The sequence below is a fragment of the Acinetobacter sp. NigerLNRRAM0016 genome (genome assembly GCF_054112845.1).
On record NZ_JBSYVT010000001.1, the window covers coordinates 108,285 to 123,332 of the forward strand.

The 15,048-nt window shown below is 43.7% G+C and carries 17 protein-coding genes; 9 read left to right on the top strand and 8 right to left on the bottom strand.

Annotation, left to right across the window (positions count from 1 at the left end):
- Positions 1 to 48: 48 nt before the first annotated feature.
- Both ACWQ4X_RS00540 and ACWQ4X_RS00545 read right to left on the bottom strand, forming a co-directional pair.
- Positions 49 to 1,158: an HPP family protein gene (locus ACWQ4X_RS00540; protein WP_457902342.1), complete on the bottom strand. Its 1,110-nt coding sequence runs from the start codon at positions 1,156 to 1,158 to the stop codon at positions 49 to 51.
- A 115-nt stretch (positions 1,159 to 1,273) separates the two neighbouring features.
- Complete coding sequence (locus tag ACWQ4X_RS00545) at positions 1,274 to 1,687, bottom strand: lysozyme inhibitor LprI family protein (RefSeq protein ID WP_457902343.1); 414 nt, start codon at positions 1,685 to 1,687, stop codon at positions 1,274 to 1,276.
- A gap of 261 nt (positions 1,688 to 1,948) precedes the next feature.
- Here ACWQ4X_RS00545 and glyQ point away from each other — a divergent pair, with 261 nt between their 5' ends.
- The 6 genes from glyQ to ACWQ4X_RS00575 all read left to right on the top strand — a co-directional run bounded on the left by glyQ (position 1,949) and on the right by ACWQ4X_RS00575 (position 7,952).
- A complete protein-coding gene (glyQ, locus tag ACWQ4X_RS00550) occupies positions 1,949 to 2,938 on the top strand; it encodes a glycine--tRNA ligase subunit alpha (protein WP_457902344.1) in 990 nt (329 codons plus the stop codon).
- Complete coding sequence (glyS, locus tag ACWQ4X_RS00555) at positions 2,938 to 5,007, top strand: glycine--tRNA ligase subunit beta (RefSeq protein WP_457902345.1); 2,070 nt, start codon at positions 2,938 to 2,940, stop codon at positions 5,005 to 5,007. Before glyQ ends, glyS begins: the two co-directional genes overlap by 1 nt.
- A gap of 68 nt (positions 5,008 to 5,075) precedes the next feature.
- Positions 5,076 to 5,957, top strand: a complete 882-nt coding sequence (locus ACWQ4X_RS00560; protein ID WP_457902346.1) for a hypothetical protein — start codon at positions 5,076 to 5,078, stop codon at positions 5,955 to 5,957.
- Between the two features lie 71 nt (positions 5,958 to 6,028).
- Positions 6,029 to 6,418, top strand: a complete 390-nt coding sequence (locus ACWQ4X_RS00565) for a hypothetical protein (protein WP_457902347.1) — start codon at positions 6,029 to 6,031, stop codon at positions 6,416 to 6,418.
- A gap of 311 nt (positions 6,419 to 6,729) precedes the next feature.
- Positions 6,730 to 7,338, top strand: a complete 609-nt coding sequence (locus ACWQ4X_RS00570) for a hypothetical protein (protein ID WP_457902348.1) — start codon at positions 6,730 to 6,732, stop codon at positions 7,336 to 7,338.
- Positions 7,339 to 7,526: 188 nt separating this feature from the next.
- Complete coding sequence (locus ACWQ4X_RS00575) at positions 7,527 to 7,952, top strand: hypothetical protein (protein WP_457902349.1); 426 nt, start codon at positions 7,527 to 7,529, stop codon at positions 7,950 to 7,952.
- A 94-nt stretch (positions 7,953 to 8,046) separates the two neighbouring features.
- On the opposite strand, the gene ACWQ4X_RS00580 is transcribed toward ACWQ4X_RS00575, so the two are convergent.
- The 3 genes from ACWQ4X_RS00580 to ACWQ4X_RS00590 all read right to left on the bottom strand — a co-directional run bounded on the left by ACWQ4X_RS00580 (position 8,047) and on the right by ACWQ4X_RS00590 (position 10,705).
- A complete protein-coding gene (locus tag ACWQ4X_RS00580; protein WP_457902350.1) occupies positions 8,047 to 9,000 on the bottom strand; it encodes a 2-hydroxyacid dehydrogenase in 954 nt (317 codons plus the stop codon).
- Positions 9,001 to 9,099: 99 nt separating this feature from the next.
- Complete coding sequence (locus ACWQ4X_RS00585; RefSeq protein ID WP_142769613.1) at positions 9,100 to 9,297, bottom strand: hypothetical protein; 198 nt, start codon at positions 9,295 to 9,297, stop codon at positions 9,100 to 9,102.
- Positions 9,298 to 9,415: 118 nt separating this feature from the next.
- Positions 9,416 to 10,705, bottom strand: coding sequence for a hypothetical protein (locus ACWQ4X_RS00590; protein WP_457902351.1), 1,290 nt, complete (start codon positions 10,703 to 10,705; stop codon positions 9,416 to 9,418).
- A gap of 278 nt (positions 10,706 to 10,983) precedes the next feature.
- Between ACWQ4X_RS00590 and ACWQ4X_RS00595 the strand changes: the two genes are divergently transcribed.
- Complete coding sequence (locus tag ACWQ4X_RS00595) at positions 10,984 to 11,760, top strand: class I SAM-dependent methyltransferase (RefSeq protein ID WP_457902352.1); 777 nt, start codon at positions 10,984 to 10,986, stop codon at positions 11,758 to 11,760.
- A gap of 22 nt (positions 11,761 to 11,782) precedes the next feature.
- Positions 11,783 to 12,334 (top strand): hypothetical protein, encoded by a 552-nt coding sequence (locus ACWQ4X_RS00600; protein WP_457902353.1) that lies wholly within the window; start codon positions 11,783 to 11,785, stop codon positions 12,332 to 12,334.
- 81 nt (positions 12,335 to 12,415) lie between these two features.
- Here the strand turns inward: ACWQ4X_RS00600 and ACWQ4X_RS00605 are convergent, their stop codons facing one another.
- From ACWQ4X_RS00605 to ACWQ4X_RS00615, 3 genes are read right to left on the bottom strand one after another with little or no spacing between them, the layout of a single operon-like run.
- Complete coding sequence (locus tag ACWQ4X_RS00605; RefSeq protein ID WP_457902354.1) at positions 12,416 to 12,823, bottom strand: GFA family protein; 408 nt, start codon at positions 12,821 to 12,823, stop codon at positions 12,416 to 12,418.
- 53 nt (positions 12,824 to 12,876) lie between these two features.
- Entirely contained in the window at positions 12,877 to 14,076 is a 1,200-nt protein-coding gene (locus tag ACWQ4X_RS00610) for a TIGR03862 family flavoprotein (RefSeq protein WP_457902355.1), read from the bottom strand.
- Positions 14,077 to 14,079: 3 nt separating this feature from the next.
- On the bottom strand, positions 14,080 to 14,748 hold the full coding sequence (locus tag ACWQ4X_RS00615; RefSeq protein ID WP_457902467.1) for an SAM-dependent methyltransferase: 669 nt from the start codon (positions 14,746 to 14,748) through the stop codon (positions 14,080 to 14,082).
- A gap of 83 nt (positions 14,749 to 14,831) precedes the next feature.
- Between ACWQ4X_RS00615 and ACWQ4X_RS00620 the strand changes: the two genes are divergently transcribed.
- Positions 14,832 to 15,005, top strand: a complete 174-nt coding sequence (locus ACWQ4X_RS00620; protein ID WP_457902356.1) for a DNA gyrase inhibitor YacG — start codon at positions 14,832 to 14,834, stop codon at positions 15,003 to 15,005.
- The last annotated feature ends 43 nt before the right edge of the window (positions 15,006 to 15,048 follow it).

Below are 15,048 nucleotides of genomic sequence, written 5' to 3' on the forward strand. Positions count from 1 at the left end.
CTACGGCTTTTTCCCCAAAGAGTCGTAGCTTTTTTTTATTTCAGCCCATCATTTTTGCTGTTTCAGTTGAATCAATTGCTGGTTCAATGCCGCAATCATATCGGCGCGACTAATCATACCGACTAGTTGTTGCTGCTCAACCACAGGAATATAGTTAAATGAGCGCTCAACAAAATACGGTACCAAATCTTGAATCGGCTGACTCGGCTGTACCGTCACCACTTGTCGATTCATGATCTGTTTCACCTGATGCTCCCAACTGGCTTTCGGATCAGCAGCACGTTTAAACCATTCCACGACTTCATACAGTGCCAAAGTTCCCACCAACTGCCGAGCATCATTGACCACAGGTAAGCTCATCAAATTTATCTGCTTGAACTTATCTAAAGCCAAATGAATATCATCTTGCTCATTCAGCATCAGTACATCTTTAGACATCAGGTCTTGGCAGGTGAGTTCGTTCACTGCACGTGCGTTGGCAATTTCCTGTGCCTTGAGAATAATCTTTTGTAAATCATATTCACTGATGTCGAGCAACTGTGGCTGATGTTCCAACACGTTATGAATATCTTGTGGCTGAATGGTGACTTTTTGGGTCGGTGTTGGATCGGTGGAACGTGAGTTTAGCTGTGCCGTTTGCGGATATTGGCGCCCCAACAATCGGTTAAAAATAATAGCGATGATCAGTAGCAATAATGAATTCAACAACACAGGATAGGCAATAAAAGCATAACCTAGTTCATGTACGCTTTTACCCCCCAATACCGCAGTAATAGCGACCGCACCACTGGGTGGATGTAAAGAATCCGTAGTCATCATCAGAAAAATAGACAACGCCACCGCAATACTAAAGGCTTCTGTTAAATTCGGTAGATACAAGGCACATGTCACCCCAATAAAACCCGCCAACGTATTGCCAATGATCATATTCCACGGCTGTGCCAATGGACTGGCAGGTACAGCAAACAGCAGTACAGAAGATGCACCCATAGGGGCGATATACCATGCGTTAATATCACCCAGTACCCACCAACTAATCAAGGACGACAGTGTCAGACCCAATAATGCACCGAAACCGCAGACTAGGCGTTCCTTCAAAGGTAACACTTTAAAATTGGGTTTGAGATGATTTAACCATTCAAGCTGAGTCTGAAACACGGTCATCCTTCTTTATTCTAGGCAGGCTTGCAAATTATACGTGGGCTAAACAATAAGATGTATTTATTTTACATGTTATAACAATCAACTTTCTTGATTCTTAAACCGTTAAGATTTAGTCGATATAGAGCTGTAACTGCAACACCCGCTCTGCATAGTGTTGCATCGGGCAATAAGCATACATCGGTGAACCAATATACTGCCCTGCATTCTCACATTCTTGATCGACATAAGTTTTCCACAAACGCTGTGATTTCAAAATGGCTTGGTAACGCTCAGGCTGCCTCCAATCTGCACTTTGTACCCGAATTTGATCGAGTAATGCCACAATTTGCTTTTCATAGCCGTGCTTGGCTTGGTCGGAACAAATCTGTACCACGCTGTTATTGATACTGGCAAGTTGCTGTTCTTGAATGGTTTGCTCAACACACGCATTATAAGGATCAGGCTCTTCTTGAGCTGGTTGCGCATAGACCGCACCACCACAAAAAAGTGTGAGCAATAAAATAAAAGAAATCGATTTCAGCATAGGTTATTGCTTTTGTTGTTATGAATTGTCGTCACTATAGCAAAATGCAGAATCATCCCCCAAATCACAAAACGTATGCGGTATCTTGAAAGATAAATACCTAAGCTTCGGATCATCGTTTATCAACCAACTTTTAAACCGAAAAAACCACAAAGCTGTGCACAAATATTAAATTGCTGATTGCAACTGAACCCTTTGCCACTCCCCTGCAAAATCCTTATACTTAGGGGCAATTTTTCTCTAATTTTTAATGGATGCACCATGAGTCGCGCCATATCGCATATTGATACATTTCAAGGCTTAATTCTTGCCTTACAAAACTACTGGGCTGAACAAGGTTGTGTGGTTTTACAACCTTACGATATGGAAATGGGAGCAGGGACTTTCCACACTGCTACATTCCTTCGTGCATTAGGGCCAGAAACATGGAACGCGGCTTATGTACAACCTTCACGTCGTCCAAAAGATGGTCGTTATGGCGAAAACCCGAACCGTTTACAGCACTATTACCAATTCCAAGTGGTGTTGAAGCCTAACCCAGATAACATCCAACAGCTTTATCTTGACTCATTAAAAGCGATTGGTATTGACCCACTGGTTCATGACATCCGTTTCGTAGAAGACAACTGGGAATCTCCAACACTCGGTGCTTGGGGCTTAGGTTGGGAAGTTTGGCTTAACGGTATGGAAGTGACTCAGTTCACTTACTTCCAACAAGTCGGTGGAGTTGAATGCTACCCTGTCACAGGTGAAATCACTTATGGTTTAGAGCGTTTAGCCATGTATCTACAAGGTGTAGACTCAGTTTACGACTTGGTTTGGACCAAAGGTCAATTCGGTACGGTAACGTATGGCGATGTGTTCCATCAAAATGAAGTGGAACAATCGACCTATAACTTCGAATATGCCCCTGTCGACAAAATGTTTGAACTTTTCGACTTCTACGAAGCAGAAGCGACGCGTTTAATTGAAGCAAAACTTCCGCTCCCTGCGTATGAACAAGTGATTAAAGCATCGCATAGCTTTAACTTGCTCGATGCTCGCGGTGCAATCTCTGTGACTGAACGTCAACGTTACATTTTGCGTGTGCGTACTTTGGCACGTGCGATTGCACAAAGCTATGTAGCAGCGCGTGCGGAACTGGGCTTCCCAATGGCAGAGCCACATTTACGTGATGAAGTTTTAGCGCAACTCAAAGCTCAGGTTGAAGCAGAAGCTGCTCAAGCAGAAAAAGCAGCGGAGAACAAATAATGTCTAAACATACTGTTTTATTTGAACTTGGCTGTGAAGAACTTCCACCAAAAAGCCTCAAAACTTTACGCGATGCCCTAAAAGCTGAAACTGAAAAAGGCTTAAAAGATGCGGGCTTGGCATTTGATACAATTGAAGCGTATGCAGCACCGCGTCGTTTAGCCCTTAAAATTGTCAATGTCGATGCAGCACAAGCAGACACGCAAAAACGTTTTGATGGTCCTGCGGTTCAAGCAGCCTATGATGCTGAAGGCAAACCGACTAAAGCTTTAGAAGGCTTCATGCGTGGTCAAGGCATTACCGCAGATCAAGTTTCGACTTTCCAAGCAGGTAAAGTTGAAAAAGTGTGCTTCTTGAAAGATGTGAAAGGTCAAAGCCTTGAAGCACTTTTGCCACAAATTTTACAAACAGCTTTAGATAACTTGCCAATTGCAAAACGTATGCGTTCTGCGGCAAGCCGTACTGAATTCGTGCGTCCTGTAAAATGGGTGGTATTGCTGAAAGATGACCAAGTGGTTGACGCGACCATCCAGGATCACAAAGCTGGCAACGTGACTTATGGTCACCGTTTCCATGCGCCTGAAGCGATTACTTTAGCGAATGCAGATGCTTACTTAGATGCGCTTCGTGCAGCGAAAGTTGTAGCGAATTTTGAAGAACGTCAAGCAATCATCGACCAGCAAGTCAAAGCATTGGCAGATGAAGTCAATGCCATTGCGATTGTGCCTGCGGATCTTCGTGATGAAGTGACTGCATTGGTTGAATGGCCTGTCGCATTACGTGCCAACTTCGAAGAACGCTTCCTTGCTGTTCCTCAAGAAGCATTGATTACCACCATGCAGGACAACCAAAAGTACTTCTGTTTGGTGAATGCGGACAACAAATTACAACCTTATTTCATTACCGTTTCAAATATTGAGTCTAAAGACCCAACGCAAATTATTGAAGGTAACGAGAAAGTTGTACGTCCACGTTTGTCGGATGCTGAATTCTTCTTCTTGCAAGACCAAAAGCAACCATTGGCTTCTCGTTCAGAAAAGCTTGCCAACATGGTCTTCCAAGCACAATTGGGTACGCTTTGGGACAAATCTACACGTATTGCAAAACTCGCTGTAGCGCTTGCGCCAATTACAGGCGCTACTGTTGCTGATGCTGAAAAAGCAGCGCTTCTTGCAAAATGCGACTTAACTTCTGAGCTTGTGGGTGAATTCCCAGAACTTCAAGGTATTGCGGGGACTTACTACGCACGTCTTGAAGGTGAAAATGACGAAGTGGCTGAAGCTTTAGGCGAGCAATATCTTCCGAAATTTGCAGGTGATGTATTACCACAAACCAAGACCGGCACCACCATTGCCCTTGCTGACCGTTTAGACACGCTCACAGGTATTTTTGGTATTGGTCAAGCACCTACAGGTTCAAAAGACCCATTTGCATTACGTCGTTCTGCGATTGGTATTTTGCGTTTAGTGACTGAAAACAACCTTGATGTTTCAATTGAAGCACTCATTAAGTTGGCTTTAGCAGCGTATGGCGATGTATTGAAAGATCACGACAAAACTTTGGCAGATGCAGTTGCATTCTTAGAAGGTCGTTACCGTGCGAAATACGAAGACCAAGGTGTTGCGGTTGATGTGATTCAAGCGGTTCAAGCGTTGTCTCCAAAATCTCCACTTGATTTTGACAAGCGTGTAAATGCGGTAAATCACTTCCGTAACTTGGCTGAAGCGGCTGCGCTTGCTGCGGCAAACAAACGTGTTGCCAACATTCTTGCGAAAGAAGCAACTCCTGAAGGTGCGGTAGTTGAAGCAAAATTGGTTGAAGATGCTGAAAAAGCATTATTCGCAGAGCTTCAAGCCATTACTCCAGTGGTTGAGCCATTATTGGCTGCGAAAGACTACACCGAAGCACTTTCTAAACTCGCTGCCCTTCGCGCGCCAATTGATGCCTTCTTTGATGGCGTAATGGTCATGGCAGATGATGCTGAATTGAAAGCCAACCGTTTACGTTTATTGGCGCAGTTACGTGGCTTGTTTACAAGTGTTGCAGATATTTCGGTGTTACAACACTAAGCCTTAATTGGTTGTAAATTAATGAGAACCCCGCTATAAATTAGTGGGGTTTTTTATTAAAAATAAATATGGAAAATTTAGAAGTCTTTCTTATCAATTTATTCATGTTAGGTGAAAACTTCTCTAACCATAATAATCAGCGAATTCGTGATACAACAGTCATAGAATGTGAAGGTTTTAAGTTTGAATTTAAGCAGCTTAATATCCACCTAAAGCAAAGTGAATTTATAAATCAAAGTTTAATTACCACTAAAATTACTATTGAAAACATTAGTTCCGATCAAGTTGAACATGTTTTAGAAGTCATTGATGATCTTTGCTGGCTACTGTCGTTTGCTCAACAATCTCCAGTTCGACGCTATAGCCATAAAATCGGTTCAGCTGAATATGGAACAAACTGCTCAGGAGCTGTTGTTAATCCACTTCGTACAATAATTGAAGATAGTGGTAAAGAAATCCGCAACTTTATTGAGCAAACTTATCCAACTTTTAAAAAACTCAAATCGATTAGACAGCTTACGGTAGTCTTCGGTTATTTATGTGAAGCCAATCGCTCCACTTTAGCTTTAGAGATAACTCTAATTTCACATTACGTTGCGATAGAAAATCTTAAAAATACGTTTGCACTAGAACAAGGCTATAAATATAAAGATGGCAAGTATAGTCATAATCTTTATGGTAAATGCAGCTCAACTGAAATGACTAAAAGAATGTTCGAAGCAGTCCAATTTAACAGAGAGGAAATAGCTCCTTTCTTAAAAAAACGGAACAAAATGATCCACGAAGGCATTTTATTACCTTTCGGAGATGAAAATTATATGGAGCAAGCTATAGAAGACCGAAGAGATGTTAGCGATCTATTACGGAAATATTTACTGACTTTATTAAATTATAAAGGAGCATATTATCTCAGCCAAGATCGATTAGGTGCTTCAGGATATATCCCTTAATATCGAACTAGCCAATCTAAATCCAATTCCCTATACTCAAGCTAACAACACTCAACAAGAAAGAACGTTATATGAAATTAAAAACACTTTTACTTACGGGCTTCACTTGCGCAGCACTTACAGCATGTACTTCATCTCCTAAAATTCCACAAATGGAAACAGGTGTACTGCAAGAAGTTCAAAACCTAGATGTCTATCCAAACACCACAGATAACAAAGCCAAACTGACCAAATTTGCAGACAAATGCGTCATCGAATTTACAGGGAATTTAGACGGCAACAAAGTCGTTGAGCAATGGTCATTTAGAGGCAACACGCTCATTACAGGCGCTACAGCAACCTTCGCGAAAGATGGCACCAGCCAAGCCAGCAATTTCGACCTGAACAATGCTGACGTTCAACAAAACTTTATCAAGTTACGTAAAAACTTCGCTAATGATGCCGTTGCACAATGTGACTAAATGACACACAGGCTTTACGTCCACATGACGTAAAGCCTTTCAAGAATGCTTAAAATCCAAAGCCATAAATTCATTTTCCACATCTTCCCTGCACTTACATAACGTTGCTGATGCCAACAAATGGCAGCATTCAGACACAGCAACATCCTCGAACGAACGTGTATCTCTACAATCTTGCGCCAACTGTAAAGCTGCTGTGCGGAACTGTGTAGCTTTTATCTCAAAGCGCAAAACACGCTTTAAATCTGTTTATGATGGCCCACATTCAGCACTTCTGTAATACGGAGTGAAGTCACAGAGGAAAATCCAACATGAACATGATGAAAACAGCACTAATGAGTACCGCATTTTTTGCGTCTGCATCGGTCTTTGCTAACGTGACAGTCAATGGACAGGTCAATGCCTCTGCCGAAGCACAAGGCAATACGCACGGCGTATTACACAATATTCATGAAGGCGTAAGTACGTCTGCCCAAAAAGTCGGTAATGGTTTAAGTACGGCAACAGAACATGCTGGGCATGGCATTCAACATGCCACTACCCAAGTTGGACAAGGACTCAGCACAGCAACACAGCGCGTCGGTCAAGGCATCGAAAATGGTGCTGAACACACCAAATCTACCAGTAAAGCGGTTTGGAACAACACCAAACAGTTCAGCGCAGAACAAGCGCAAAATATCAATCAAGGCGCAAGCAAAGCCAAAAACTACAGTGCAGAGAAAGCAGAACGTACCCAAGCCTATTTAGGACAAAAAATGCAGCAAGGTAAAACCTCAACTGAGCGTACTTGGAACAAGACTAAAACGGCATTGACCCAACCCGCACAGTCAGATGTAAACGCACAAGTGGGGGTACATACTCCAGTTGCCAAAACTCAGGTTGGAGTTTCATCACAAACGACTGTGAACACACCAAAATAATTCTGCCAATCCGTTTGAATAGACACATTTTTAAACCAAGCTGTGCATTAGCACGCAATGAAAATTCTTGACGTCCGATGGGATACAGCAGAATATGGGGTATCCATTCGGTCATGACACTATGCAAAACATGCCAGCCTACAGCGTGTTTTCGCCTACATAGTGCAGAGCAATAGAGGACTATGTGCATGCAGTTGATGAAAACCGCCTTAATTTCGAGTACGGTGTTTATGGTTATGGTGCTCCCTGCCCATGCCGCAGAAAGTAGCAAGAAAAAAGGCTATGGAGACAATCCCAATATTTTTGAAGTGCTGGGGCAAAAAACCTTAGATACCGCGCAAGATGCCGCCAATGCTGTAGATCGCACTACCCAAGAAGGGATTGCCAAAGTCAGACCAAAAGTGGCTGAGACTTGGGAAGGCACCAAAACCTATAGCGAAGAACAGGCAGAAATTGCCAAAGAAAACTCACAAAAAGCCGCAGCCACAGTCAATAAAAAATGGCATGAAGCCAAAGCCAGCGTCTTAGGCGATCCAAACAGCCCTCCTGCCCCAATTGAATCGCATCCCTTGAGTCAACCGAATAATGCACCTGCTCAGAATGGACAGCTTTAAGTCCATTTGCTCTGCCCAAAAATCAAAAAGCGCAGCATGAACACTGCGCTTTTATCATTTGAAACGTGAATAAATCACATCAATATTTCTGTACTTAAGCGACTTGGCGAATCGGTTTCCCCTGCTGATAAGCAATAAAATTTTCCAGCATTTGCTGCACAATACGCTGTCTGGCATCGACACTGCCCCATGCACTGTGCGGGGTAATAATCAGGTTCGGAATATCCTCTGCCAGTAACACATTACCCGCTTTCGGTGGTTCCACCGTCAGTACATCAGTTGCAGCACCTGCAATCCGCCTTTCACGTAATGCTTGTGCCAAAGCCGCCTCATCCACAATTCCCCCGCGGGCACAGTTAATCAGAAAGGCACTGGTCTTCATAATTTCCAGTTCATCTGTACTGATTAAATGACGGGTAGATTCAGTCAATGGACAATGTAAGCTAAGAAAATCGATCTGAGGCAATAGCTCCGCCAAAGGCAAACGACCTTCACGTTGCGGGCGATCAGGCAAGCCTGCGATCAAGACCCGCATATCAAACGCTTGTGCAAGCTTGGCTACTGCCTGCCCCAGCTCGCCATAACCGACTATCCCCAAAGTTTTGCCTGCCAATTCCACAATTGGAAAGTCCAACAAACAAAATTGTTTAGCGGTATTCCATGCGCCCTGCTTCACCGCACGGTCATATTTCAACAGTGAAGTCGCCAGTGCCAGCATCAGCGCCAAGGTGTGCTGTGCCACCGCAGATGTGCCATAACCCTGACAATTACATACCACAATGCCTTGCGCTTTGGCTTGAACCAAGTCGACGTTATTGGTGCCCGTGGCAGAAATTAAGATCAGTTTTAACTGCGGACATTGCTGCATCACTTGTGCAGAAATCTGGACTTTATTGGTGATGATGACATCGGCATCCTGCACCCGTGGTAACACCTGATCCGATGCAGTGGCGGGATAAAGTGTCAACGCATCAAAAGCAGCAGTTAAGGGACTCAAATCCAGATCGTGCTGATCTAAAGATTCCACATCTAAAAATACTGCTTTCATTCGACGCTCCTGCTGATGTTGCTCATGACCTGTATGCAGTTCATTAAAAGCCAAAGCAGGTTTGGGTTCAATACATGCGTGTGAAAAAAGAAAAATCCACTATTTTGTGGATTCCTTTATACACTCACGCACCGAAAGTCGAATTTGCTGATAGACATAGCTTGCCAACATGAGCAGCACCAAGACGCCACTGACAAAGACCATCGCTGCCAGATCAAAACCTTGAGAAATGAGATAAATCAAACTGAGAATCAGCGTGATAGACAAAAGTACAGCAGGTATAAATATCCTATTCATACAACCTGACCTTGAGTGAGCCATAAAAAAGAGTGGATATTTTTTATCCACTCTTTCAATCTTAAACCTATTCAATTAAAAATCAAGCGATACAAATCGAATAAGATTCACCTAATTTTTAGGCCTGTTCAGTCTCTTCCGACTCTTCTGGCTGCGTCATGAACTTGGCAGTATCTGGCGTATCTTCAACAAAGTCATTGCCGCCATATTCATCACTGCTGAGGTTAAATTGCTTATAGCTGAGCAAGTAATAGTCGCTATATTTTTTCAACACCAGTGGATGCATACCGCCTGACAATTCATCCTGTTCTTTAAACAGTTTCATCACATGACGGTCATTCATGGCAATCACATAACGCTCATCATTCAGACTAATCTGTACCAGCCCTGTGCCTTTGGCAAAAATCGGAATCAGGAATTTGTGGTTCAGGTTAATCGCATTTTGCGCATAACTTTCAATTTTCTGGCTAATCACGTTAAACACCAGACCATGCCCAAAACTGTCCAGCAACTGACTGTTGCTTTCCTGTGGCAAGTTCACCTGAATACCGAGTTTCAGCAAGTCCTGCTCACTGACCTGACGGTTACTGAGTAACTGACGGATAATGCTTTGTTTGAGCTTGGCATCGAAGAACTGGCTGTCGAGCTGCATGTCATTATTTCTGAGAATTTTCCCCAGCGAACGGCGGTGATGCGGCAATAGCGTTTCAATGACTTTGCGGTAATAGAACTTACTGCCCTTTTTCACCTGACGAATTTTTTGATAGAAATAGACACTGTCAAATTCGCGGGTTAAAAAGTCTTTGAGCAACTCAGAGCTTGCCAACACAGCAATCGCATCATGTCCTGTAAATGGCAAGTTCAGCACTTTAATCTCAGGAATCACTTGTTCTAATTCAACAAAATGCGCGCGGTCTTCGGCACAATAAGGGTCATAGACCACGATATATTCGCAGTCTGCCGCAATATCCTGCGTCTGAACTTGCATATCTGCATTCAGTTCAGGGTGATAGAACATGTTATAACGACTGTCTTCAACCACCTCTGGGTCAATCGAAAACTGCGGCACCAAAGACACCACACGCTTTAAGCCCAACAAATTGGAATACTTAATGGCGGCATAGCCACCCATTGAACCACCATAGCCAATGCGTGTTTGGAAGGGTGCAATCAGCTCTTCAATGGCTTGGAATAAATTGTGCATGGACTCCGCTGGAAACCATGATTTTTCTTTGGGCATAATGCCAATCACATTAAACTCAAATTTGGCTAATGATTTTTCAGCGTTGATTGCAAGTCCTTTGGCACGGGTAATCAAGTCACCAAAAGAAAAAACTAACTCGTCTGACGAACCTTTTAAAAAAATAGCGCGAATTTGTTCGTCTTCAAAAATAATGTGTTTATCCATGTCCACACCGAAACAAATCGGCCCTAATTTTTTGTATCAATAAAATTCATAGTCCAGCAGCCTATCACGCTGTCTATGTAGGAGAATGTGCTGACTGTCATCTCAATCACAATCAACAACAAGATAATTCAACGGCATCACAGATCCGTGGCAGCATTTTAACGTATGCATCAGCAGATGTATGTATCAGAAAAACACATCCAGCTCAGGCTTGCTAATATCCATCAACAGGGACTATGTTATTTTATAGATGCCCAGCAGATAAAAAAGCGCAAAATATGACACAATCACTTCATCCTGCCGCACAACAAGGCTTCAGTTCTGCCGCTGAACTTTATCAACAAGCACGTCCAAATTATCCACAGCAGATCGTGACTTGGTTACAACAACAATTAAATTTAGATGTGCAATCGACAGTGGTCGATTTGGGCTCGGGTACAGGAAAATTCCTGCCTTACCTGCAACAAGTAACCAGCAAGATCATCGCAGTAGAACCAATCAGTGAAATGTTGGCACAGTTAAAACACGCCTATCCACAGGTTTCAACCCTGCAAGCCAGCAGTGAGCAACTGCCGATTACTTCGGAAAGTATCGATGCAGTGATTTGTGCGCAATCTTTTCACTGGTTTGCCACGATTGAAAGCCTGAACGAAATCCATCAAATCTTAAAACCCAATGGGCAACTGGGTTTGGTCTGGAATCAACGTGATATTCAAGTCGATTGGGTCAAAGCATTGGCAGATGTGCTCGAACCCCTCGAAGGTGACACGCCGCGCTTTCATAGCGGGCAATGGCAACAGGTGTTTGAACAGCAGTTTTTGTTTGAACTGGATCAGATCAAAACCTTCCCGCATGTGCATATTGGACGGGTCGATGAAGTGGTGTCCAAGCGCTTGCTCTCGACCAGTTTTATTGCCGCAATGCCAGCCGCTCAGCAACAGCAGTTAAAAGCACAGTTTGAACAGATTGTTACCGATTACACGGGTAAAGCGCCACATGACGAAATTGCTTTCCCTTATGTCACCTACGCGTATAATTTTAAGAAAACAACATAAAATATTCTTTAGGATAACCACGATGCGTAACTTTAAAGCCTATTTACTGCCCCTGCTTTGCAGCTCGCTACTGTTCACGGGGTGCAGTAAAAACAACGAAACCGATACCCCGGATCCTTCCGAAGATCGGATGATGCAGGAGCTGGAATCTTCCCCAATTAAAGAATTCCCGCAAACCAAAGATGATCAACATGACATTGCCCTGCTCCTTGACTATGACCGTCGCTTTAGTGAAATGAGCGATGAAATGGAAGATGAACTGATTAAGATGCGGGACAATGGCAACCTCACCGATGAGTTTGCCCGCAGCCGCAAACAGGACAATATCCAATCGGCATTGACCATGCTCAAAGATCTGGATTTAAAAACCGAACAAGGGCGATATATTCAAGGACTGATGGCACAGTATTGGGAGAATCAAGCCAAGCTTCTGAACAACACCAGCAAAACCTCCCAAGACATTCCCAACTCGACCCCAGACAATATTAAAGGTTTGGGTGAATTCCTGCATGCACAGGAACAACTGGATCATTGGGAAGCGCAATACCCAAGCACTGAAAAAACCAAGTCTTAAGCCTCGTTAAATAAAAGAGCTACACATAAAAAAGACCAGAGACCATCGTGCTCTGGTCTTTTCATTTTCATGATCACTGTCTCAAGGACGTTCAGAGTATTGCGGCAATTGATCGCAAATCACATCCCATTCCGCCTTAGAATCAACAAAAATATGCATGCTTGGCTTTTGTGCTAACGGCGTATCCAAAGTCCCTATACGCAGACGGTAATACTCTGGTGTATCCGCTTTAATGCTCATAATAGGCGAACCACATTCACTACAGAAACAGCGTTGTGTGGTGGCAGTTGACTGATAAGACTTTAAAAATTGTTCACCTTGTACCAACTGAAAGTCTGACTTTTTAATCGGTGCATTGGTGGCAAAGGCTGTCCCATTGGCTTTACGGCAACGCTGGCAGTGACACTGCACCACATCGCCAATTTCACCGCGCACTTCGTAACGAATTGCCCCACATAAACAGCTTCCCGCATAATATTGTTGTGACATCAGTTCTGCCCTGTGATTGGAGGAGTTTTAAACTAGCATGACTCTGGCAGGCTTTACATCACTTTTTGTTGCTGAGACAGATAGGCATGCACCCCTTCACCTGCGGCACGTCCCGTGGCAAAACAAGCCGTTAAGAGATAACCACCAGTTGGTGCATCCCAGTCCAGCATTTCGCCACAACAAAAAATCTGTGGCTGCTGTTTTAACTGTAAATGAGCTGTCAGCGCTTCACGTTTCACGCCGCCTGCACAGCTAATTGCTTCCTCAATTGGGCGAAAACCCGTTAAAGCAATCGGTAACTGTTTAATCTGCGACGCCAATTTTTCAGGGTCATTCCAGTCAGCTTTTGGCACCAATTCACGAATCAAACTGGCCTTTGCGGTATCCAGACCAGCTTTACGCCAGACATTACTTAAAGATTGCTTCTTGCTCGGCTGTAGTTTTTGTACCAATTGTGCATGACTCAGTTCAGGCAACAGATCCAGCATTAACTGCTTTTTCGACTGCTGTCTTAAGGCTCTGCCCAGTTTATAAATCAGCCCACTTTCCAAGCCATAATGGGTGATGACAATATCCCCCTGACTCTTTTGTGCAGGGTCAACCCAAGCAACCACTCGTTTCAGAGGTTGCCCAAAAACTGGCTGCATAAAGCTCGACCATGCGCGTTCAACACCTGCATTACTGGCTTGAAACGGATTCAACTGTTCGTTAGACAGCCAGTTTTGCCATTGCCCATCACCGCCCAATTGCGGCCAAGAAACAGCGCCACAAGCCAGTATAATCGCAGCAAAATCTTCAGAAAACTCGCGTTGCTGTAGTAAATCTTGGATGTGTAAAGTATTGGACTGAATCCCGATACATGCGTGACGGTAATGAAATTGCACACCTTGTTCAGCCAAGCGTTTTAGCCACGCTCGAAGCAAGGGTGCAGCTTTCATCTCAATTGGGAAAATACGCCCTGAGGAACCGACATAGGATTCCACTCCCAAGCCCTGCATCCAATACTGAATCCACGTGGCATCCCAACGGTGGATCCAGTCTGCCAACCACTCTGCCTGATCATAACGCTGTATAAATTGCTCAAGCGGCTCGGCATGTGAAATGTTCAGTCCCGTCTTGCCTGCCATCAAAAACTTACGCGCAGCAGAGGGTTTCTGCTCATACACATGTACTTCATATTCCGATTGGCTCAAGACTTCGGCTGCCATTAAACCCGCAGGACCCGCCCCAATAATCGCAATGCGTTGCTTCATGACTTAGGCATCACTTGGCGTATCGGTAGTAGTGTGTTTTGGCATATTCACACCCGCCAAAGCCTGAAAATCATCAAAACGCGTGCGGTAATGCTCGGGCTTTTCAATCAGTAATTGCTGGCACAATTCACCGCGTTCCAGATATTTGATTTCAAAATGCGTACGTGCTGAATCTGAAGCAATCACTTCTTTCACATATGGCAGTTTCCATACCTCAAGTAATTGCTGTTCTGCTTCTGCAATATATTCAGGAATATTACTAGCGAGGGTAATTTGCCCACCGACTTGTAAACGAGACAATAAAAACTCGAAGAACGGCATGTTTAACCAGCGCTGTGCTGGATTATGTGGTTCTGGATTTGGATATAAAATAAAGAATTGCTGTACTTGCTGTGGTGCCAAGGCATGCACAATCCACGGTAGAGCATCAGCATGCACCGTGTGTAAATTTGGTTGCCCTTCTAGTTGATGCTGTTTTTGCATCGCCAAGAATTTCTCGCGCGTACGTTCAATCGCAATCAATTGGCTGTCTGGATGTTCATGGGTAAACAATAAGGCATGTTTACCCTTACCTGCTCCAATTTCCACACAAATCGGGTCTGAATCAATCATGATAAAATCACGAGGGGCATGCATGTGCTGTGCTTGAAATTGACGAATCGGCATAATCAGATCAAACTAAAGAAAATCTGCGCCAGTCTAACACTGCACAAAGTTTTGACCAAATCTTCCCAGCCTTTTCTCAGGAGCCAATCATGCCGGAGACCTTTGCTTGCCCACGTTGTGGCGAACCTTCAACTTGGGAAGGCAATCCATTTCGACCATTTTGCTCTGAACGTTGCAAATTGATTGATTTGGGTGCTTGGGCAAATGATAAATATAAATTACCTACCGAAGATGCACCGCAAGCAGACAATTCTGAAGAATAAGACTTTATTTTTTACAATTCATCATAACGACATACAAATCATT